The organism is Kocuria salsicia (genome assembly GCF_039532055.1).
Taxonomy (GTDB): Bacteria; Actinomycetota; Actinomycetes; order Actinomycetales; family Micrococcaceae; genus Kocuria; species Kocuria salsicia.
Genome location: NZ_BAAARF010000005.1, coordinates 53,820 through 75,505, shown reverse-complemented (window position 1 = coordinate 75,505; position 21,686 = coordinate 53,820). Strand labels below are relative to the sequence as shown.

Below are 21,686 nucleotides of genomic sequence, written 5' to 3'. Positions count from 1 at the left end.
CTCGAGTGCGGTCCGTTCTTTCACAGCGCACACGATCGGCTCACGCTACCCCGCCCGTCCCGGCGTTGACTGGGAGCGGGCACGACGCCGCCGGGAGACGCGCGTGGCCCCGCAGCGCGGCGTCGTCGTCGGGGATGCCTGGTTCTCGGCGGTCGCGAGGTGCCGGCGCGGACCACGGTTCGGGGAACCACATTCTCCACCGCCGCTGCGCGCGGGCGGGCTCAGGAGTAGACGTGCGGCGCGAGCGTGGCGATGCAGTCCAGCGTGCGGTACTGCTCGGCGAAGTCCAGGCCGTAGCCCACCACGAACTCGTTGGGGATGTCCCAACCCACGTAGCGGACGTCGATGCTCGTCTTCATGGCCTCCGGCTTGCGCAGCAGCGTGCAGATCTCCACGGAGTTGGGCCCGCGGGACTCCAGGTTGGTGCGCAGCCACGAGAGTGTGAGGCCGGAGTCGATGATGTCCTCCACGATCAGCACGTCCTTGCCGTGCAGGTCCGTGTCGAGGTCCTTGAGGATGCGCACCACACCGGAGGACTTGGTGCCGGAACCGTACGAGGACACCGCCATCCAGTCCATGGGGTACTGGCCCTCGAGTTCGCGCATGAGGTCCGCCATGACCATCACCGCGCCCTTGAGCACACCCACGAGCAGCACCTGCCGGCCCTCGTAGTCACGGTCGATCTGCTGCGCGAGGTCGTGGACCTTCTCTGCGATCTGTTCCTTGGTGAACAGGATGCTGCTGAGGTCCTCGCTGACGTGTTCCGGCTTCACTGGGCACTCCCGGGGTTGTTCTGGGTGGGCGTCGTCTGCTGGGGCGTGCTCCCGGAACCGCCTCGCAGCTCCAGGCACCCCCGCGCGTGCTCGGCGTCCGCGCGGTGCCGCCACGCAGTCACCTTACCCGCCAGCTGGACGGGTCCAGCGGCGCCGTGGCCGAGCGCGAAGTCCTCGAGCGCGGCGAGCCGCTCGAACGTGGGCGTCTCCCCTCCGGCGAGCGCGCAGGCGCGCGCGAGCAGACGGCGTCGCAGGGCGGGTGGTGTCGCCTGCACCGTGGCGGCGTCCAGGACCACGGACGACGGCGCGGCGCCCCCCGGGCGCTCCGGTTCCCGCTGGGCGCGGGGCCCAGGAGATAGATGGGCCGGTCTGGGATCCTGTTCGGGAGCGGACTGCGGTGTGCGCTGCCGAGCCGTGCCGGGCTGAACCAGGGCGGCGGCGAGCGCGGCGAGAGCCTGCTCGTCCAAGTAGTCGGCGTCCGCGCCGAGCACCGAGGCGGTGCGGGCCAGCGCCTTGGCGACGCCTGGTCCGAGCTCGCGCTCGAGGTGCGGCAGGACGTCGTGGCGGATCCGCGAGCGGGTCAGCGTGGTGTCCCGGTTGGTGGGGTCGAGCCACGGGTCCAGGCCCTCCGCGGCGCAGACCGTCTCGGTCTCCGTGCGGGTGAGCCACAGGAACGGTCGCAGATACGTCACACCGTCCAGGACGTGGCGCTCGGACATTCCCGCCAGCGAGCGCGTGCCTGAGCCCCGCGTGAGGCCGAGCAGCACGGTCTCCGCCTGGTCGTCCCGCGTGTGGCCCAGCAGCACCGCCGCCGCTCCCGTGCGAGCCACAGCGCGCTGGAATGCGGCGTAGCGGGCGAGACGGGCGGCCATCTCCGGGCCGTGCCCGCGCTGCGAGACGGTGACCCGCTCCACGAGCACGGGATCCGCTCCCGCAACTCGCAGCACCTCAGCGGTGCGCCGCGCGACCGCCTGGGACCCGTCCTGGAGCTGGTGGTCGACCACGACGGCCCCCACCCGCAGGCCGCCGCGGCGCTGCAGGTGCAGTGCCGCGGCGGCCAGCGCGAGCGAGTCCCCGCCACCGCTGCACCCCACGAGCACGAGTGGTGGTGCAGATCCCGCGGTGTCCAGTCCGGACACACCGCGGGCAACGGCCCGCCGCGCCCGCGCGACCACGGGATTCAGCCGCCCGAAGCGCCCCTGCTGCACCCCTCAGCCCCGTGCGTGCCCGGAGCGCTGCGCGGTCTCCTCCGCCATGGCCAGCACCTTGGACAGCACCGGCGTGCTCTCCCCGAGCATGACCAGCGCGCGTTCCAGTTCCCCCACCGGAACCACGGAAGCCAGCGCGCTCACGGCGTCCGTGTTCGTGGCGATCCCGGTGCGGATCTGGGACGTGGAGAGCACCGGCTGGGATGCCTCCACCCTGGTCAGAACGGCCTCCCGGTCCGAGGTGCTCACGCTGTCCTCGAGCATGACCAGGCGTTCGTAGACCGCCGGATTTCCGATTTTGATGCGTCTGCCGCTGATGAGTTGGGAGAGCATGGGCGCCGACAGACCCAGAACCTGGGCCAGCCGACGCTGCGTAATACCGTAGGCCCCCACCACGGCGCCAAAACGCTCTGACAACGGCTGTCCGTACAGCCGTACCTGTTGTTCGATGTTTTCAGAGCTCACGGGGTCATCTTGACATACCCGTCTGAACGATCACCTGGCAGGTGCGGACTCAGCGCAGGACCCGCTCCACCCACGCCCGGGGGTCGTGGATCTCCGCCTCGGTGGGCAGTGTCTGCGGGGAGCTCCACACGGTGTTGAAGCGGTCCATGCCCTCGCGCTCCACAATGTGCTCCACGAACTTCTGGCCGTTGCTGTACTGACGCATCTTGGCGTCCATGCCCAGCACCGAACGGATGAAGCGGTCCACCACACCGTGGTCCGCGGAACGGTTGTCGAAGCGCCGACGGATGGTCTTCACGGTGGGCACGATCCTCGCGTCCACGGCGTCCATGACCGCGTTCGCATGACCTTCCAGCAAGGACATCACCGCGGTGACGTGGGAGACCGTGGCCCGCTCCTGCGCGGTGAGCAGGTGGGTCAGCGGGCCAAGACCCGCGTCCGGGCGCTCACCGCGCGAACGGCCCGTGACGGATGACGCCAGCGCACGCACCCGGTCCCACACGGAGGCGTCCAGGGAGCCGAGGCTCGTGATCTGCTCCAGCATGTGGTCCCGCAGCCACGGCGCGGCGGCAAACTGCACGCGGTGGGTCTGCTCGTGCAGGCACACCCACAGCCGGAAGTCCTCCGGTGCCACGTTGAGCTCCTTCTCCGTCCACAGCACGTTGGGCGCCACGAACATCAGGCGGCCACCGGGGTGGGAGCGGGCCGCGGTCTCGGAGACGAGCCCCGCGTAGGGGTCGTACTGGCCGAGCACCTTCGAGGACAGGAAGCCCACGAACGCAGCCATCTCCGCGGCGGTGGCCGTGGGTGCCACACCGCGCCTGGCGGCGTCGAACTTCTGGGGGTCCTTGGCGCGCAGCCGGTCGAAGACGGGCTGCATCAGCACGGAGAACGTCTGGGTGTTCGCCTTCGCCCAGCCCGCGCGGTCCACCACCAGAACGGTGGAGTCCCGCAGGTTCTCGGCTGCGTCCAGGCGGGTGATCGTGTGCACGTGGTGCACAGACTCGTGCGCGAAGTAGCGCAGGGACTCCACGGCCTTGGACATCTCGCGCGGGGCCGGGGTAGGTCCCGGAGGAGTCATCTTGGCGGCTAGCTGCGCGGCTGCATCCCAGTCGACGAGCGAACGCTGCGTCAGTTCTTGGCTCATGCGCCCACTCAACCACACGGCCCCGACGCCGCGTTGGGGGTTTCCCGCCCCACCTCCTGGCAAGTCCCCGGCGGCTTCCTGCACGGCCGCAGTGCGGTGCGCGGGAGTCGGCCGTGCTGTGCTCGAGCCGTTGCCGTGGTGTCGGGCGGCCAGCCACCGGGCGGTCAGGTGACTGCGCTGTCCGGTGCTTGGCTGGTGGGGTGCCCGCCTGGGGGGGGTGCGTGGCCGGGTGAGCGCGTGGGCTGCCAGGCGGGTGGGTGGTCGCCGTTGCGTCAGGCGGCACCAGTCAGGGCGGCCACGGCGGTGTCCACGGTGTTCCGGGCGCGGTCCGTCTTCCCCTTCACGCCGTTGAGCACCAGGGAGTAGACGAGCACGTTGCCGTCCTCGCACTGGACGTAGCCGGAGAGCGATGCCACGTCCAGCAGTGTGCCCGTCTTGGCGCGGGTGCGTCCTCGGGCGGCCGCTTCCGAGGAGTCGTCGAAGCGCTGGGCCAGTGTTCCCGCGCCGCCGCCCACGGGCAGCCCCCGCCCGTAGGGGGCGAAGCGCTGCTCCGTGACCAGCGCGCGGACGGTGCGCGCGAGGACCAGCGGCGTGAGCCGGTCTGCCGCGGCCATGCCGCTCGCGTCCTTGACCGCGAGGCCGTCGGTGGCAATGCCCTGCTCCTGCAGGGCCTCCGGCAGCATCTCCTGCACACCGGCCACGCTGCCCTCGCGCCCCGAGGCGACGGCAGCGACCCGGGCGAGGGTCTCCGCGAGGGAGTTGTCCGAGTGGGCGAGCATGTAGGCGCTCTGCTCGTGCACGGGTGCGGACTCCACGGCCGCGAGCTCCTCGGCGTCCTGCGGTGCCGCGGCGGTCCCCTTGACGGACACGCGGGCGCCTCCCAACTGCTCGGAGAGCCGGTCCGCGAACGCCTGCGCGGCGGCTGCCGCGGGGTCCGAGGGGCGGCTGCCCTGGGAACCGGGGTCCGCACCGTCCGCCGTGGGCACCCGGTGCGAGTACAGGGCGATGGGCGCCACCCGGGTGATCTCCCCGGACTCTATGTCCTCCGGGTCCCAGTCCGGGTTCAGGTCCGCCCCCGTGAACAGGCTCGTGTCCACGGCCACGGTCACACCGTTCGAAGCGGCTTCTGGAGCCCGCTCGCGCAGGGCGTCCGCGGTGCGCCGGGCGAGCGTCCCGAGACCGGCACGGCCGTTGACAGCCTCCGGGTCCCCGTCCCCGGGTGAGAGCAGCGTGTCCCCTCCCGCCACCAGGGTGAGCTTGCCAGGGTCCTCCCCCGTGACCACCGTGGTCCGCAGACGTTCGTGCGGGTCCAGGTGCTCAGCGAGGCTCAGCGCAGTCACCAGCTTCTGGTTCGAGGCGGGGACCACGGCCCGCTCCGGGGACTCCCCCGCCACGACATCGTCCGAGTCCACCGCGAGAACGGCGGCGCCCGCCGTTCCCGGGGCACCCTCCAGCACCCCGTCCAGGGCGCGCTGCACGGCATCCGCGTCCACCGGGGGCGCCTCCTCCGAGTCCCCCGCCACCGACGGGTTCGCGGCCGCAGTGTCGCCCGAGCCGTCGACGGCGCCAGAACCGGTGCCGGTGCTCGCGCCGGAGCCGGGTGCGACCTCCGCCAGCGCCGCGGGCACCGCGACGACCGACGCAACCACCAGCGCGACGACGAGCAGCACGCACACGACGGGCCACACGAGGTGGCGCGCCGGGGTCTTGTGCGGGGTTGCGAGCATGAGCCGATTCTTCCGTGCCGCTCCGACGCGGACAACCTCACGACGCCGCGACACCACCACCCCGCAGAGAACCCACGTTGCCATGGCCCCTGACGCCGCAGTCCTCGTGCCGGGGCCCGCGCGGAGACCGCCACCGATGCGGGCCGGCCGCGGGGGAGGCCGGTATCGTGGGACGCATCAGCTCGGACGCGCGCCGTCGGAGCGCCGCCGTGTGCGACGCCCCGGGGCAATCCACCGCGGCGCGCACCACTACGAACCAAGGAGTTTCACCATGGAGTTGGACGTCACCATCGAGATCCCGCGCGGCTCGCGCGTCAAGTACGAGATCGACCACGAGACCGGCCGGATCCGCCTGGACCGCGTGCTCTTCACCTCCATGCAGTACCCCACGCACTACGGCTACTTCGAGGACACCCTGGGCGAGGACGGCGACCCCCTGGACGCCATGGTCATCATGGACGTCGACATCATGCCCGGTGTGATCCTGGAGGCCCGCCCCATCGCCGTCTTCAACATGACCGACGAGGCCGGCGGAGACGCCAAGGTGCTGTGCGTATCCACGGACAAGCGCTACGACGGGATCCAGGGCCTCGAGGACGTCAACGAGTTCCTGCAGAAGGAGATCCAGCACTTCTTCGAGCGCTACAAGGACCTCGAGCCCAACAAGTGGGTCAAGGGCGAGGGCTGGGAGGGCAAGGAGACCGCCGAGCGCCTGATCGTCGAGGCACAGGAGCGCTTCCAGCAGTCCCAGTACGACACCGCCGCGGAGGCGGAGCAGGACGACTGAGCTCCCGCACTCACCGCGTGATGCAGATCCCCGCCCTCGGAGCACCCCTCCGGCGGCGGGGATCGCCCGTTCAGAACCCGTCCCTTATGCCTGTCGCCGGGACGTGGTGGGATGATCGCAGCCCGTTGCGCGGGTGGTGAAACCGTCACCGCCCGCCGTATCCCCGGAGGTGGTGCCCGTGTTTGATGCGCAGTCGAGCGACGTGGAGCGCGTGTACGTCTTCCACGGCACGGACTCCACCCAGGTGCTGGGTCCCGAGCACCTCATGGGCCGGGTGCGAGGGCTGCTGACGGCCGCGGGGACGGCGGCTGCCCCGGGACCCCCGCTGCACCCGGACATCACCCTGCGCCCGTTCACCGCCGAGGCCGGTCAGGATCCCGGTGGGTCCGGCGGCAGCTGGGCACGCCAGCACAGCACGGTGTCGGACCTCTCCGTGGAGATCGGTGCGCAGCGCTTCTGGGACCGCGTTGAGGCAGGCAGCTGGGCCACGTGGCGCGAGCAGTGGCCGGACTCGCCGGACGGAGCACTCTTCCCGCCCAGTCCACCGGACTGGCTGCTCCGCGCACCCCGCTGGGAGCTGGACCCGCTCGCTCCCGCGCTGGGACCGGCGGCCTCCGGGGGATGGGTCCGCAGCCCCGCGCAGGGCTGGGGAGATCCCGCCGCGGGTGCCGGAACCGGGACCGGAGGGCTTCCCGCTCCCCGGGGGCACCACGGGGTGGGTCTGTTCCAGCTGACGGACCTGGAGTCCTTCTGGGTCTTCTCACCGGAGGCCGAGACCAGGCGCATCGTCACCCGGTGCGAGTCCCTCGCCCGGGACCACCCGGCGTTCACGTGGCTCACGGGCTACTTCGACGCCCGGGACGTCGCGGGCTCCCTGCGTCTGCCCGCAGAGTGCCTGCCCGTGCTGGAGACGGATCTCGCAGCCGCCGGGTACACGGTGGACACCTGGTGGTGACGGGGCTCAGCCCTGCAGGCCGCCGGACTCGCACAGCCGCAGCAGCGTGGCCGCCGCGGGGCGGGCCCGCCACTCCTCGTGCCACAGGGAGCGCACCACAGCCTTGGACACCGCCTGCGGGGTGATGCCCAGCTGCCGGGCCACGGTCTTCTGCTGGCCGCGGGCGCCGGGAACCAGGAGGTCCACCACACGCCACTCGGCGTCGCTGCGCACGCTCACAATGTGGCCCACGAGTCGCAGCACGGCCTCCGCCTGCTCTGCCGCCTCCGGGTCCGCCGCGCTGACCCGCACGGCCACGCGCTCCGTGCTGCGGGTGTGCTGGGCGGCGTCGTGCCCGAAACCCATGCCGGGACCTTCCGCCGTGACGGCCACCCGGCCGTCCTCCTGGTCGACGGGCGTGAGGAACACGTCCCCCACCCCGATCCCCACGGCGTAGGCGTCGTCGCGCAGGGCCACCATCGCTGCGGTCACTGCAACGTCTGCGTCCTCGGTGAGCCCGCGCACGACCCCCGCCGCCGACGGCTGGAAGGGTGCGCGCACGGACAGCCCGCTCAGCAGCCGGCACACCTCGCGGTCCGTGGCGGGATCAGGACGGGAGGCGTCCGCCACGCGCTGGGTCAGGGTCAGGACGAACACGGTCCCAGTATCGCAGTTCCATGCCATTTCACGGGCAGCACCGCCCGCGTGCCAGACGCGGCGCCCGGGCGCAGTGCCCGACCACGGTGCCTGACCTCGGAGCCCCGGGCCACGGCATTCCTGAGGACGGCGCCCTGGTCAACGGTGCTCCGGCCGCAGAGGTCCCCGGATACCAGGCCCGCGGAGCCCCCGGGGGATGCCGCAGAGCCGCGCGGCTCAGAGCAGCGAGCGCAGGACTGCCGCAGCGCCGTCGTCGTAGACGCTGTCCGTGACCTCGCGGCTCACGGCGGCGACCTCGTCCGGGGCCTGGCCCATGGCCACCCCGCGTGCGGCCCACTGCAGCATCTCGATGTCGTTGCGTCCGTCCCCCATGGCCACGGTGTGAGCGGGGTCCACGTCCAGGTGCTGGCGGATCTGCTCCAGCGCGCTCGCCTTGGACACGCCGTTCGCGGCCACGTCCAGCCACGAGGACCAGCCCACGGAGTAGGCCACGCCGTGCAGCCCGGCACGCTCGATGGCGTCCGCGAAGTCCCCGGGAGCGTCCGTGGCGCTGTAGACCACCAGGCGCACGGCGGGGATTTGGGCGAGTTCGTGCAGGTCCACGGGCACGGCCTCGATGCCGAAGGAGGCGTCCTGGAAGCGCTCCGTGGAGTAGAACTTCCCGTCCGCGCCCTCGAGCGCGAACTTGGCGGTGGGCAGCGTGCTCGCGAGCGCCTCCAGTGCGTGGGCGGGGTCGAAGCTCACGCGGTCGGTGACCTCGTAGTGCTCGGGCAGCTCGGGGTCCAGGCGCAGGGTCACGCCGCCGTTGGAGCACACGGCGAAGCCGGAGTCGATGTGTGCCTGGCGGATCACGGGCAGGGTGGCGCCCATGGAGCGGCCGGTGGAGATCACCACGTGGTGCCCGGCGGCCACCACGGCGCGCAGGGCGTCCTTCACGCCGCGGGACATCCGGCCGTCGTGGTCCACGAGGGTGCCGTCCACGTCCAGGGCCACGAGGTAGCGTGCGCCCTCCTCGCGGGTCCAGGAGCTGGTGCGAGGGGTCTGGACCTTCAGGGGCGCGAAGGCGTCGGCCGCGCTCTTCGCGCGCTCGTCGGTGTGCCGGTCGTCGATGCCGGTTCGGGTATCAGTCATGACAGTCATGGTGTCACATCACCATGGCGGCACGTCCTGCGGTGGACGCCCCGGTGACCTGCGGGTGACGTCCGGGCCACGGGGCGGCAAACGACGACGCCCGCGCACCGTGCGCGGGCACGGCGGGCGGGCGACATCGTCGGGGAGCAGCGTCGTCGGGCGGGGGGCGCGGCTGCTCACGCGACGGGGCGCATGACCTCCTGGCCGCGCATGTACGGGCGCAGGATCTGCGGGATCGTCACGGAGCCGTCCGTCTGCTGGTGGGTCTCGAGCAGCGCCACGAGCCAGCGGGTGGTGGCGAGCGTACCGTTGAGGGTGGCGACGGCGCGCGTGCCGCCCTTCTTGACCTTGCCGTTAGCGTCCGTGGTCTCGGGCAGCCGCTCGCGGATGTTGAGCCGGCGCGCCTGGTAGGTGGTGCAGTTGGAGGTGGAGGTCAGCTCGCGGTACTTGCCCTGCGTGGGGATCCAGGCCTCGCAGTCGAACTTGCGGGCGGCGGAGGTGCCGAGGTCCCCCGCGGCGGTGTCAATCACACGGTAGCTCAGACCGCAGGCCTGCAGCATCTGCTCCTCCCACGCGAGCAGCTTCTCGTGCTCGGCGGCGGCGTCCTCCGGACGGCAGTAGACGAACATCTCCAGTTTGTTGAACTGGTGCACGCGGATGATGCCGCGGGTGTCCTTGCCCGCGGAACCGGCCTCGCGTCGGTAGCACGAGGACCACCCGGCGTAGCGCAGCGGGCCGTCGGAGAGGTTCAGGATCTCGTCCTGGTGGTACCCGGCCAGCGCCACCTCGGAGGTGCCCACCAGGTAGAGGTCATCCTTGCCCACGCGGTAGATCTCGTCGTCGTGCTCCACGTCGAAGCCCGTGCCGTTCATGACGGCCGGGCGCACCAAGTTGGGCGTGGTCATGGGGACAAACCCGTTGTCCAGGGCGAGGTCCTGCGCGGCCATCAGCAGCGCGGTCTCCAGGCGGGCGACGTCCCGCTTGAGGAAGTAGAACCGGGAGCCGGAGACCTTCGCACCGCGCTCCATGTCGATGCCGTCCAGCAGCTCCCCGAGCGCCAGGTGGTCGCGGGGCTCGAACCCCTCGGCCGCGAAGTCCCGGGGTGTGCCCTCGGTGCGCAGCAGCACGAAGTCGTCCTCACCGCCGGAGGGGATGCCCTCCACGATGACGTTGGGGAACTGTGCCACGAGCTCCTGCTGCTGGGCCTGTGCATCATCCGCGGTGGCCTGCGCGGTCTTCACATCCGCGGCAAGCTGCTTGACCTGGGTCAGCAGCTGCTGTTTTTCCTCACCCTGGGCCTTGGCCACCTTCTTGCCGAAGGCGTTCTGCTCCGCGCGCAGGGACTCGAAGTCCGTGATCGCACTGCGACGCCGGGAGTCCGCCTCCAGGATGCGGTCCACGAGCCCCGCGTCCGCCCCGCGGGCGGTCTGGGAGGCACGGTAGGTTTCGGGGTCGGCGCGCAGGTCGTTGATGTCGATCACCCTTCCAGGGTATCCAACCGGGCGGTGTCCCGGGGAACGGGGAGGCCGGACCCGTAGACTTGCCGCTGTCGACAACCAGCGTGAACCGATCCCCGGAAGGGACTCAGTGCCGGACAACAAGTGGCAGCCCCAGCGAGTGGCCATGGTGGTCAACCCGATCAAGGCCCAGGCGGGAGTGGCCCGGGATGCGCTGATCGTGGCGTGCCGCAAGGCCGGCTGGGCAGACCCGGTGATCTACGAGACTGAGATCGACGACCCCGGATTCTCCATGGCGCGGCGCGCTGTGGAGTCCGGTGCCGACGTCGTGCTGGCCGCGGGCGGGGACGGCACCATTCGCGCGGTGGGCGAGTCTCTGGTGGGCGGGGAGATTCCCCTGGGTCTCGTGCCGCTCGGCACCGGCAACCTGCTGGCCCGGAACCTGCACGCGGACCTTACGGACCCGCACCACTCCGTGGACGTGGCGCTGTTCGGCTCGCAGAAGGCGATCGACTCCATCACCATGCACCTGGAGACCGAGGACGGGCGCACGGAGGACCACCGCTTCCTGGTCATGGGCGGCGCGGGCTTCGACGCCCAGATCATGGCGGACACCAAGGACGACCTCAAGAACCTCGTGGGGTGGGCCGCCTACGGCGAGGCCGGGATGCGCCATCTGTTCAGCCACCCACGGTGGGCGCGCTTCAGCGTGGACGGCGGCCCGTGGGAGTCCCGCCTGGTGCGTTCCGTCATGGTGTGCAACTGCGGCGAGCTCACCGCCGGGCTGATCCTGGTGCCGAAGGCCAAGCTGGACGACGGCTACCTGGACCTCGTGGTGATGTCCCCGCGCTCGGTCCTTGGCTGGCTGGGAATGGTGGCCAAGGTGGCCTTCCGCCACCGCCACGACCTGCCGGTGATCGACTTCTACAGCGGCAAGTCCGTGCGCGTGGAGTTCCACGAGCCCATCGAGTGCGAGGTGGACGGGGACCTGCTCGGCAGCATCACCGCCCTGGAGTCCATCGTGGACCACCGCTCCCTGCGGGTCCGCGTGCCACCCTCCCAGGCAGACTGACCCAGCCCGGCTGACAGGAGGACCCGGTTCTCCTGGGAGAGCCGGGTCCTCCTGTCAGGGGCTCGCGGGCACCGCGCGGGGACCGCGGCCGGGCGCGGCCGGAACGGGACGCGACGACGTGGCCGTCGTCACCCCCGCCGGGGGGCAAGGTCAGAAGGCCCCGGCCACCGCGAACAGCAGGGCCGCGAGCGCGAAGCCGAGCACGCCGATGATGGTCTCGAGCACCGTCCACGTCTTGAACGTGGTGCGCACGTCCATCTCCAGGAACCGGCCCACGAGCCAGAACCCGGAGTCGTTGACGTGGGAGAGCACCACGGAACCGGCCGCCACGGCCACGACCATCGCCGCCAGCTGCACGCCGTTGAAGTCGCCCGCGAGCACGGCGGGAGAAATCAGCCCCGCCGCAGTGGTCAGGGCCACGGTGGCCGAGCCCTGCGCCACGCGCATCACAGCGGCGATCAGGAAGCCCGCGAGGATCACGGGGATCCCCAGATCCGCGAGCACGTCCTCGAGGGCGGCACCGATCCCGGAGGTGCGCAGCACGCCACCGAACATCCCGCCGGCGCCGGTGATGAGGATGACCGAGCACACGGGACCCAGTGCGGAGTCGAACGTCTTCTCGATCGCGGTGCCGCTGAGCCCACGGGCCCGGCCGATGCACAGCGCGGCCACGATCAGTGTGATGGTCAGCGCGAGGGGGGTCTCGCCGAGGGAGCGCAGCAGCTGGAACCATGTCTGGGATGCGGTCTCCTGGGACACCGCCCCGGATTTCGCGAGGGTTCCCAGACCGGTGTTGAGGAAGATCAGCACCATGGGCAGCAGCAGCATGGCCACCACGGTGCCCACCTTCGGCGGGTTCCGCACGTCCTCGGCCTCGCCCAAAATCGTGGGCACGGGCAGGGAGATCCGGCGTCCGACCACCTTGCCGAAAAGGTAGGAGGACACGTACCACGCGGGGATCGCACAGATCAGGCCCACCAGGATGATGTAGCCCACGTTGGCCTCGAAGAACGTGGCCGCGGTGACGGGCCCCGGGTGCGGTGGCAGGAACACGTGCATCACGGAGAACGCGCCCACGGCGGGCAGCGCGTAGGTCAGCACGCTGCCTCCCAGGCGGCGGGCCACCGAGAAGACCACGGGAAGCATGACCACCAGGCCTGCGTCGAAGAAGATCGGGAAGCCGAACAGCAGGGAGGCCACGCCGAGCGCGAGCGGTGCGCGCTTCTCGCCGAAGGCCCGGATCAGCCGGTCCGCGAGCACCTGCGCGCCGCCGGAGGTTTCCAGCAGGCGCCCGAGCATCGCGCCGAGGCCCACGAGCAGCGCAACGCTCGCGAGCGTCTTGCCGAAGCCGTCAAGCATCACGGGGACCACCTGGTCCGTGGGGATCCCGGTGGCGAAGGCCGTGAGGGCCGAGATGATGATCAGTGCCAGGAACGCGTGCACGCGCAGCTTGATGATGAGCACCAGCAGCACGGCAATGGCCGCCGCTGCGATGAGCAGGAGGGGGCCTGCGGTGAGCGTCTGGCTCCAGCCCTCGATGTCCATGGACGTCACTGTCCTTTCAGGTTGTCGACCCACGAGCGGGCCTGGATGAACGCGGCGTCACTGTGGTGCTTCGCCACGCGGACCTCTCGCCTGTCCGCGCGGGGGTAGGAGCCGAGGAAACGGGTGCGGGGACAGATCCGGCGCACGCCCATGAGGGCGTCAGCGACGCGGTCGTCCTGGATGTGGCCGTCGATGTCCACAGAGAAGAAGTAGTCGCCCAGGTGGGTCTTGGTGGGGCGGGACTCGATACGGGTGAGGTTCACGCCGCGGGTGGCGAACTGCTCGAGGATCTCCAGCAGCGCCCCGGGGCGGTCCTCCCACAGGGGGACCACCAGCGAGGTCTTGTCCGCGCCGGTGGGGGCGGGCATGGTGGCGTCCGGGCGGGCCACGAGCACGAAGCGGGTCACGGCCTTCTCGTTGTCGCTGATGTCCTCCGCGAGCACCTGCAGCTCCGGGTGCCGCTGCACGACCACCGGCGAGCACACCCCGGCGTCGTATCCCAGGCCCTGGGTGCTGACCCCGCCGCGGCCGTCGAGCATGGCCACCGCGGAGGCCGCCGTGGACGGCGCCGGGACGTACGTGACGCCTGGCAGGTTCGTCTCGGCCCAGCCACGGATCTGCGCCCACGCGTGCGTGTGGGTCGAGACGGTGCGGACGTCCTGCAGCCGCACGCCGTCCGGTGCCACGAGCACGAAGCGGATGGGCACGAGGATCTCCTGCAAGATCCGCAGCTCGGCGCCGAAGGAGACGTCGTCGAGGGTGGCGCTCACCCCGCCCTCCACCGAGTTCTCGAGGGGCACGACGGCGGCGTCCACCGTCTCCTCGCGCACCGCGGCGAGTGCGGCCGGCACCGAGTTCATGGGGATGCACTCGGCGTCCGGCGCCCCCGGAACCTGCATCAGTGCGGCTTCGGTGAAGGTGCCCTCAGGACCGAGGAACGCGTAGCGACGGGCGCGTGGCCCCGGGTCCGAGGGACCCGGGGCCACGCCGGAGACCGCCGCGTTCACAGAACGCGCGCCGTTTCCCCGGTCTCGGACACGATGGGTCTGCCTGCGTCCGCCCACGCACCCATGCCGCCCAGCACGTTCACGGGGTCGTAGCCGTACTGCGCGAGGTACGCCGTGGCGCGCAGTGACCGACCGCCGGAGCGGCAGATCACGTAGACGTCCACGTCCAGCGGCACCTCGTCGGTACGCTCGGCGAGCTGCGAGAGCGGCAGGTGCTGGGCGCCCTCGATGTGCCCGGCATCCCACTCGTCCTGCTCGCGCACGTCCAGCACGGGTGCGCCCGCGGGGATCTCGTCCACGCTCGCGGACGGCAGGTTGTTGATGTTGTCCATGTGCTCCTCCAGCCTCGGTCCCGCCGCTTTTCGCGGCGCCCCGGATTTACCAGTGCTCCACCCTAGCGGCAGGGCAACCGATTCCGGCGGGTCCGGGGGCCGTGGCGCGGCTCACGTCCACGGTCCGGGGGACGACGGTGCTCAGCGCGTGCCGGGGCCCCGCCCCTCGCCCTCGGCGGCACCGTTCCCCACGGCGTCGTGGTGCCCTGCCTCGTCGTCGTGCTCCTCGTTCGAGGGTGTGAGGTCAGGCAGGCCGTTGCGGCGCACGTGGCGTCGGGAGATCTCGTAGCCGATGTTCGTGGCCACCAGGATCAGCACACCGGCCAGGAGGCTGTAGTACCAGTGGGGGTTGCTGAAGTCGAACATGATGTAGAGGGAGAGCACCGTGAGGAACACCAGGCACACGTAGTTGGTCACGGGCGCACCGGGCATCTTGAAGTGAACGGGCGCGACCTGCCCGCGGGCGACCTGGCGCCGGTAGCCCAGGTGGGAGACGAAGATTGAGATCCAACCGAAGAGCACGAAGATTGAGCAGGCGCTGAGCACCACTTCGAACGCGTCCGAGGCGCCCAGCGCGTAGATCATCACGATGCCGACCAGGTCGAAGCCGAAGATGCACAGCAGCGCCCCCGTGGGCACACCGCGGTGACCCACCGAGGCCATCACCTTGGGCGCCTGGCCGTGCGCGGAGAGGTTGCGCAGCAGCCGCACGCTCGCGTAGAGGGTCGCGTTCACGCCGGAGATCGCCGCCGTGAGCACCACGAAGTTCATGATCCCGGCCAGCGCGGGGATGTGCAGGGAGGCGAGCGCGGTGACGAACGGGGACTCGTCTCCGGAGTACTCGTCCGTGGGCAGCAGCATGGAAAGCACCAGGATGGAGCCGATGTAGAACAGGGCGATGCGCAGCACCACGGAGTTGATGGCCTTGGGCATGGACTTCTCCGGGTCCTTGGCCTCACCCGCGGACACGCCCACGATCTCGATCGCGGAGAAGGAGAAGACCACGCCGGTCATCACGACCACCAGCACGAGCACTCCCCGTGTGGCGAAGCCGCCGCTCCACAGGTTGGTGACCGACGCCGCGGTGGGGGCGTGGAAGATGTCACCGGCGACCACCAGGACGAGGCCCGCCGCCAGGAAAAGCAGGATCGCGAGCACCTTGACCATGGCCGCCCACGTCTCGATGAACCCGTAGAGCTTCACGCTGAGCAGGTTGCAGCCCACGATCGTCATCGCCGCGACCAGGGACGGGATCCATCCCGGGATCTCTGGCCACCAGAACTGCACGTACACCGCGAGCGCGGCGATCTCGCCCACCCCGGCCACGGCGGAGAGCGCTACATAGATCCACCCCGTCATGAACGCGAAGCGGTCGCCCACGAACTCGCGCGCGTAGGAGACCCACGCGCCCGTGGTGGGGCGGTGGATCACGAGCTCCCCCAGGGCGCGCATGAGCAGGTACACCACGGCGGAGACCACCAGGTAGGAGACGACCAGCGCGGGGCCCGCCGCCGCGAGGCGCCCGCCGATGCCCAGGAACAGGCCCACGCCGATGGCACCACCGATGCCGATCATCTGGATCTGGAAGTGGCCCAGGGACTTCTTGTACCCCTGGTCCCCCCTCTCGTGGAAAACGGGCATGGGGCCGGTGGCCGGGGCCTGTGGATCGAAGGGCATGGTGTTCTCCTGCTGTGCGAGGTGGGGCACATCCGTGCGAGAGGCCAGTGGCCCGTCCACACCCCGGGGCGGGGGTGGCCGATGCCGTTGCCTCGAGGGTAGTCGCCGCGCGGGGGGCGACCCCGGTTTGCGTCAGCCCCTCCCGGGCGCGGGCCGGGTGAGCGGGCCGGGGGCCGCGCGTGGTCACCGGTCACGGTCGGTCGCCGCCGGGTCACGGCCCGTCATGGCCCGTGACGTCGCGTGACACGGGGCACACCCGCGCGAGACGATGGGCGGACTCGCCCGCTCGCCCGAGCACGACGTCGTGCCCGGAACCCGGTGCGCGGACCACGCACACGACCCCGAGGACGGCACCACCATGGCACTCGACGTGATCTTCACGAACGGCTCCATCCACACGCAGGACCCCGGGCACCCCCTGGTGCACGCGCTGGGGGTGCACGGCGGCAGGATCGTGAGCGTGGACGAGCAGCTGCCCCGTGAGGCCTTCGACCGAGTGGTGAACCTGCGCGGCGCCACGGTGGTCCCGGGCTTCCACGACGCGCACTGCCACCTGAGTCTGCTCGGCGAGGCGCTCGTGCAGGTGGACGTGAGCCCGCGGGCTGCGCCCACCATGGCGGAGCTGCTGGAGCGGATCGGCGCGGCCGCGCGAGACTCGGAGCCGGGCGAGTGGGTCATGGGCCAGGGCTACGACCAGAACTACCTGGACGGCCACCACCCGCTGGCTGTGGAGCTGGACGCCGTGGCCCCGCTGAACCCTGTGTGGCTGTGGCACAACTCGCGCCACATGGCGGTAGCGAACTCGGCCGCCTTCGCGGTGGCCGGCTACCCGGGGCGCGCCGGCTTCACCGTCCCGGAGGGCGGCCGCGTCCCGCTGGACGACGACGGCTCGGCACAGGGCCTGCTCGAGGAGACCGCCCGCGCGCTGGTCTCGGACCACCTCCCGGCCAAGACCACGCGCGCGGTGGCCGAGCAGATCGGGGCCGCGGGCGACGTCGCCGTGGCCGCGGGAATCACGTCCATCACCGAACCGGGGCTCGGGGCCCCCGCGCACCTGGGTCAGTCCCCCACGGACATCGCCGCCTACCAGCTCGCCCGGGACGAGGGGCTGCTGCGCGTGCGCGCCACCGTGATGCCCTACCTCACAACCCTGCACCCCGTGGACCCTACCGGGCTCACGGTGGCCGAGCCGTACCCGCACGAGGGCCAGGGGTTCGGACTGGATCTCGGCATCCGCTCCGGGATGGGCGACGAGTGGTTGCGCATCGGCGCGGTCAAGGTGCTCTCGGACGGCTCGCTGATCGGGCGCTCCGCGCTGATGACGGTGGGCTACGAGCCCGAGACCTCCCCCGCGGACGACGCTCTGTCCGCGGAGGGCGAGCCCCACTCCTGCGCCGCGGAGGAGAACCTCGGATACCTGCAGTTCCCCCGCGAGTGGCTCGAGGCCCGACTCGTGGCCGCCCACGAGAACGGCTGGCAGCTGGCCGTCCACGCCATCGGCGACGGCGCCGTGGACGTGGTCCTGGACATCATCGAAGAGGCCCAGCGCCGGTTCCCGCGCGAGGACTGCCGCCACCGCATCGAGCACTTCGGAGTGGCCAGCGAGGAGCAGGTGGCACGCGCGGCGTCGCTCGGCGTGGTCCCCGTGCCGCAGGGCAGGTTCGTCAACGAGCTCGGCGATGGCATGGCCCGTGCGCTCGGGCCCGAGCGCACCCGGTTCTGCTACCGCATGAAGTCCCTGCTGGAGGCCGGCATGACGGTGCCCGCCTCCACGGACGCGCCCATCGTGGACTACCCGCCGCTGTCCAACATCCACGACATGGTCAACCGCCGCACCGCCTCCGGAGCAGACTTCGTCCCGGAGGAGCGCATCACCGTGGACGAGGCGCTGCACGCCTACTCCGTGGCCAGTGCGCAGGCCTCCCACCAGGAGCACGAGAAGGGATCCCTGAGCGTGGGCAAGCTCGCGGACTTCGTGGTGCTCTCCGAGGACATCTACGCGGTGGACCCCACGAGCATCAAGGACATCGGGGTCACCGCCACGGTGATCGGTGGCGAGGTGGTCCACGGGAGCCTGTGAGCGCACGCGCCGTCGACCACACGCACCGGCGGCCGCACGCACCGCCCACCGCTCCCGCCGTCGACCGATCACGCCGCGGGGTCCGCCCGGGACGGCCCGCGGGCCGTGCGCACCCGACGGCGCACGTGCGGACCGCGCCGATCTCGACGGCGCGGCGGTAGGCTCACGGGACCACCGCCCACGTGGCGCGGGTCACCCCGGCCACCCCGGGTGACCGGGACCGCGAGCATCCCGGGCCCCCGCCAGGACACACAGGAGTAGACATGCCCGAGCAGTCGGCCGGCCACCTGATCGTCGAGTCCCTCGAGGCCCACGGCGTGGACCGCGTGTTCACCGTGCCCGGGGAGAGCTTCCTGGACGTGCTGGACGGGCTCCACGACTCGTCCGTGCAGAACGTGGTGTGCCGCCAGGAGGGCGGGTCAACCTACATGGCCGAGGCCCACGGGAAGCTGACGGGCCGACCGGGCGTGGCCATGGTGACCCGCGGCCCGGGCGCGTCCAACGCGTTCGTGGGCGTGCACCTCGCGTGGCAGGACTCCACTCCCCTGGTGCTCTTCGTGGGCCTGGTGCCCGTGGCGCACCGGGAGAAGGAAGCCTTCCAGGAGTTCGACCCGCACCAGTGGTTCTGCTCCCAGGCCAAGCGGGTGATGGTCCTGGACGACCCGGACCGGGCCTCCGAGTACGTGGCGGAGGCGTTCTTCGCCGCGAGCTCCGGGCGCCCCGGCCCCGTGGTGGTGGGACTGCCGGAGGACGTCATCACCCAGCGCACGGACGCCCCCGTGGTCCCGCCGCTGCCCGTGGCCGAGGGCGCGGTCTCCGCGGAGGAGCTCTCCGAGCTGGCAGCCGCACTGGAGACGGCCGAACGGCCGGCCATCATGCTCGGCGGGCCGCGGTGGACCCCCGAGGCCGCCGCGCTGGTCACCGGCTTCGCGGAGCGCCACGGCATCCCCGTGGTCTCCGACTGGCGCGCCGGGGACAGGATCCGCACCGACTCCCCCGTGGCCGTGGGCGAGCTCGGCTACAGCCGCACCGAGGACACCGTGCGTGTGCTCACGGAAGCGGACCTGCTGCTGGTGGTGGGCACCACCCTCTCGGACATCCCCACCGACGGCTTCACGCTGCGCCAGCAGCACTCGGCGCGCAACTGGGTGGTCAACGTGGACGCCGGGCTGCGCCAGCACTCCGGGGCGGTGACCCGGCACATCCTGGCGAGCCCCGTGGCCTTCGGGAGCGCCGTCGCCGGCATGGAACTCGGTGAGCACCCCGACTGGACGGACTGGCTCGAACCCGCCGCGAGCGCGCACCGCGAGCACATGCGCATCCCGTCGTCCGCCGGGAACAACGCTCCCGGGACCGCGGACATGGAGCTGGTGGTGAAGGCGCTGCTGCCCCACCTGCCCGAGGACACCGCCGTGACCACCGGCTCGGGCAACCACACCGCGTGGGCGCAGCGCTACGTGCCCAAGGGCGGCTACCCGTGCCACTTCTCGGTGCGCAACGGGACCATGGGCTACTCCGTGCCCTCCGCCGTCGCCGTCTCCCTGGCCCAACCCGAGCGCTTCGTGCTCTCGGTCTCCGGGGACGGCGAGTTCCTCATGAACTCGCAGGAGCTCGCCACCGCGGTGCAGTACGGCGCGCGCCCGCTGATCGTGGTTGTGGACAACGGCCAGTACGGAACCATCCGTGCGCACCAGGAGCGCCACTACCCCGGCCGGGTCTCCGGCACGCAGCTGCGCAACCCGGACTTCGCCGCGGTGGCCCGCGGCTACGGGGCGCACGGTGCGCGGCTGGAGCGCAACGAGGACATCGAGGGCGTCATCGCCGACGCCGTGCGCGCCGTCACCGAGGACCGGGTCCCGGCCGTGGTGCACGTGGTCGCGGACCCGGCGAAGCTGCTGCCCGGCATGTAGCTGTCCCCGCAACGGCGGCGTACCGCACCCCTCGGGTCTGCGACGGGGTCGCCGTAGGGTGGTCCGTGACGATCGGCGGCCACCAGCCGCTGCCGTGCTCGGCGCACCACGAGGAGTCCCACCATGCACCGCCTGTTCCACAACGCCACGGTCCACGCCATGAACCCGGCCACCGGCTGGACGCCCCAGGGCCAGTGGCAGTCCCACAGCATGGCGCACCCGAACGCGCTGCTGACCTCCGGGGACCGCATCCTGGCCGTGGGCGACTACAGCGAGCTGAAGGACCAGGCGCCGCTGGGCACGGAGCGCACGGACCTGGGTGGTGGGTTCGTGATGCCGGGCATGGGGGACGGCCACATCCACTCCGCCATGTACTCCCGCTCGCTCATCGAGCCGGACATGCGCCACTGCACGGACCTGGACTCCGCGCTGGCGGTCCTGCGCCCGTTCGTGGAGCGGGCCATGGCGGACGAGTCGATCACCTGGATCTTCGGCGGGCAGTGGAACATCAACGCGTGGACCACCACCGAGCTGCCGGACCGCCATGTCCTGGACACCGTGGCCCCGGACATTCCCGTGGCCCTGAGCTCCCTGGACCTGCACACCCTGTGGCTGAACTCGAAGGCGCTGCAGGAGCTCGGCCTGGACCGCACCGTGAAGGACCCGGACGGCGGCGAGTTCGAGCGCTACGAGGACGGCGAGCTCACGGGTGTGCTGCGCGAGGCCGCGGCCATCCCCATCCGGGACGGGCTCATGCAGTCGGACGTGTCCGGGGACATCGACAGCTACCTCCCCCTCGGGCAGCGCGAGCTGCTGAAGCGCGGCATCACGTCCATCCACGACATCGACGGCGTGGACTGCCTCCACGCCTACCGCAAGCTCCGCGAGCGCGGTGAGCTGGACATCCGCGTGCACAAGATCCTGCGCCAGGAGCAGATCCACGAGTTCATCCGCCGCGGGATCCGCACGGGCGCCGGTGACGAGTGGATCTCCATGGGCCCCCTCAAACTCTTCGCGGACGGCGCCCTGGGCTCCCACACGTGCCACATGTCCGAGCCGTGGCCCGGCACCCAGGACCACGGGATGAGCGTCATGGAGCCCGCTGAGCTCGACCACTGGATCCACCTGGCCGCCGCGGCGGGGATCGCCTCGGCGGTGCACGCGATCGGGGACCAGGCCGCCAGCGAGGCCCTCGACGCCATCGCCACCACCAGCTCCATCTCCCGCGCGTTCGGGCTGCGCCACCGCATCGAGCACGCGCAGTACATCAAGCGCGGGGACGTCCCCCGACTGCGGGAGCTCGGGGTCACCGCGTCCATGCAGCCCATGCACTGCACCTCGGACATGCCCATGAACGGCTTCCTGGAGGGCCGGGACCTCGTGGCCTACGGGTGGAACAGTCTGCGCGCGGCCGGAGCCGAGCTCGTCTTCGGCTCGGACGCCCCGGTGGAGGACCCCAACCCGTTCCACGGCATCCACGCCGCCATCACCCGCACCCGCGACGGGCTCCCCGAAGGCGGCTGGCAGCCCCACGAGACCATCACGCGCCCCGAGGCCGTGGACTACTACACCCACGCCGTGGCCCGCGCCTCCTACGAGGAGAACCTCAAGGGCTGCCTCGCCCCCGGGATGCTCGCGGACTTCGTGTGCGTGGACCGGGACGTCTTCGCCGAGGACGCGCAGGCCGTGCGGGACACCGCGGTGCGCACCACCGTGGTGGGCGCCCAGATCCGCTACCAGCGCGAGGACTGAGGCGGGCGCGGAGACCGCGCCGGTC

The 21,686-nt window shown here is 71.4% G+C and carries 18 protein-coding genes; 6 read left to right on the top strand and 12 right to left on the bottom strand.

The features are described from left to right. Positions 1–221: 221 nt before the first annotated feature. The 5 genes from hpt to dacB form a co-directional block, all read right to left on the bottom strand. Positions 222–773, bottom strand: coding sequence for a hypoxanthine phosphoribosyltransferase (gene hpt / locus ABD264_RS05770; protein ID WP_055082547.1), 552 nt, complete (start codon positions 771–773; stop codon positions 222–224). Next, a complete protein-coding gene (gene tilS, locus ABD264_RS05765) occupies positions 770–1,981 on the bottom strand; it encodes a tRNA lysidine(34) synthetase TilS (protein ID WP_344204907.1) in 1,212 nt (403 codons plus the stop codon). Before tilS ends, hpt begins: the two co-directional genes overlap by 4 nt. 3 nt (positions 1,982–1,984) lie before the next feature. Then, positions 1,985–2,446 carry a DNA-binding protein gene (locus ABD264_RS05760; protein WP_055082551.1) on the bottom strand — a complete coding sequence of 154 codons (462 nt, stop codon included), beginning with the start codon at positions 2,444–2,446 and terminating at the stop codon, positions 1,985–1,987. Positions 2,447–2,495: 49 nt separating this feature from the next. Further along, positions 2,496–3,593: a zinc-dependent metalloprotease gene (locus ABD264_RS05755; RefSeq protein ID WP_145011592.1), complete on the bottom strand. Its 1,098-nt coding sequence runs from the start codon at positions 3,591–3,593 to the stop codon at positions 2,496–2,498. Between the two features lie 272 nt (positions 3,594–3,865). Next, on the bottom strand, positions 3,866–5,320 hold the full coding sequence (gene dacB, locus ABD264_RS05750; protein WP_344204904.1) for a D-alanyl-D-alanine carboxypeptidase/D-alanyl-D-alanine endopeptidase: 1,455 nt from the start codon (positions 5,318–5,320) through the stop codon (positions 3,866–3,868). Between the two features lie 271 nt (positions 5,321–5,591). Here dacB and ABD264_RS05745 point away from each other — a divergent pair, with 271 nt between their 5' ends. Further along, positions 5,592–6,107 carry an inorganic diphosphatase gene (locus ABD264_RS05745; protein ID WP_055082557.1) on the top strand — a complete coding sequence of 172 codons (516 nt, stop codon included), beginning with the start codon at positions 5,592–5,594 and terminating at the stop codon, positions 6,105–6,107. Positions 6,108–6,285: 178 nt separating this feature from the next. Further along, a complete protein-coding gene (locus ABD264_RS05740; protein ID WP_244944872.1) occupies positions 6,286–7,062 on the top strand; it encodes a hypothetical protein in 777 nt (258 codons plus the stop codon). A gap of 6 nt (positions 7,063–7,068) precedes the next feature. Here the strand turns inward: ABD264_RS05740 and ABD264_RS05735 are convergent, their stop codons facing one another. The 3 genes from ABD264_RS05735 to serS all read right to left on the bottom strand — a co-directional run bounded on the left by ABD264_RS05735 (position 7,069) and on the right by serS (position 10,310). After that, positions 7,069–7,698: a hypothetical protein gene (locus ABD264_RS05735; protein ID WP_055082561.1), complete on the bottom strand. Its 630-nt coding sequence runs from the start codon at positions 7,696–7,698 to the stop codon at positions 7,069–7,071. A gap of 216 nt (positions 7,699–7,914) precedes the next feature. Next, positions 7,915–8,829, bottom strand: coding sequence for an HAD family hydrolase (locus tag ABD264_RS05730; protein ID WP_174233428.1), 915 nt, complete (start codon positions 8,827–8,829; stop codon positions 7,915–7,917). Between the two features lie 176 nt (positions 8,830–9,005). After that, positions 9,006–10,310, bottom strand: a complete 1,305-nt coding sequence (serS, locus tag ABD264_RS05725) for a serine--tRNA ligase (protein WP_144943080.1) — start codon at positions 10,308–10,310, stop codon at positions 9,006–9,008. A 106-nt stretch (positions 10,311–10,416) separates the two neighbouring features. On the opposite strand from serS, the gene ABD264_RS05720 reads away from it, so the two are divergent. Further along, positions 10,417–11,358, top strand: coding sequence for a diacylglycerol/lipid kinase family protein (locus ABD264_RS05720; protein WP_244944873.1), 942 nt, complete (start codon positions 10,417–10,419; stop codon positions 11,356–11,358). Between the two features lie 150 nt (positions 11,359–11,508). On the opposite strand, the gene ABD264_RS05715 is transcribed toward ABD264_RS05720, so the two are convergent. From ABD264_RS05715 to ABD264_RS05700, 4 genes are all read right to left on the bottom strand, one after another. Then, on the bottom strand, positions 11,509–12,903 hold the full coding sequence (locus ABD264_RS05715) for a GntP family permease (protein WP_290500127.1): 1,395 nt from the start codon (positions 12,901–12,903) through the stop codon (positions 11,509–11,511). A 5-nt stretch (positions 12,904–12,908) separates the two neighbouring features. Continuing rightward, positions 12,909–13,910, bottom strand: coding sequence for a prephenate dehydratase (gene pheA / locus ABD264_RS05710; RefSeq protein ID WP_144943079.1), 1,002 nt, complete (start codon positions 13,908–13,910; stop codon positions 12,909–12,911). Then, complete coding sequence (locus tag ABD264_RS05705) at positions 13,907–14,242, bottom strand: rhodanese-like domain-containing protein (protein WP_068471077.1); 336 nt, start codon at positions 14,240–14,242, stop codon at positions 13,907–13,909. The genes pheA and ABD264_RS05705 overlap by 4 nt, the downstream gene beginning before the upstream one ends. A gap of 141 nt (positions 14,243–14,383) precedes the next feature. Then, positions 14,384–15,919, bottom strand: coding sequence for an amino acid permease (locus ABD264_RS05700; protein WP_344204893.1), 1,536 nt, complete (start codon positions 15,917–15,919; stop codon positions 14,384–14,386). A gap of 268 nt (positions 15,920–16,187) precedes the next feature. Between ABD264_RS05700 and ABD264_RS05695 the strand changes: the two genes are divergently transcribed. From ABD264_RS05695 to ABD264_RS05685, 3 genes are all read left to right on the top strand, one after another. Continuing rightward, the gene (locus tag ABD264_RS05695) at positions 16,188–17,999 is read left to right on the top strand and encodes an amidohydrolase (RefSeq protein WP_344204892.1); all 1,812 of its coding nucleotides are present in this window, start codon (positions 16,188–16,190) and stop codon (positions 17,997–17,999) included. Positions 18,000–18,262: 263 nt separating this feature from the next. Next, a complete protein-coding gene (locus ABD264_RS05690) occupies positions 18,263–19,909 on the top strand; it encodes a thiamine pyrophosphate-dependent enzyme (protein ID WP_344204891.1) in 1,647 nt (548 codons plus the stop codon). Between the two features lie 123 nt (positions 19,910–20,032). Then, the gene (locus tag ABD264_RS05685; protein ID WP_303106630.1) at positions 20,033–21,661 is read left to right on the top strand and encodes an amidohydrolase; all 1,629 of its coding nucleotides are present in this window, start codon (positions 20,033–20,035) and stop codon (positions 21,659–21,661) included. The last annotated feature ends 25 nt before the right edge of the window (positions 21,662–21,686 follow it).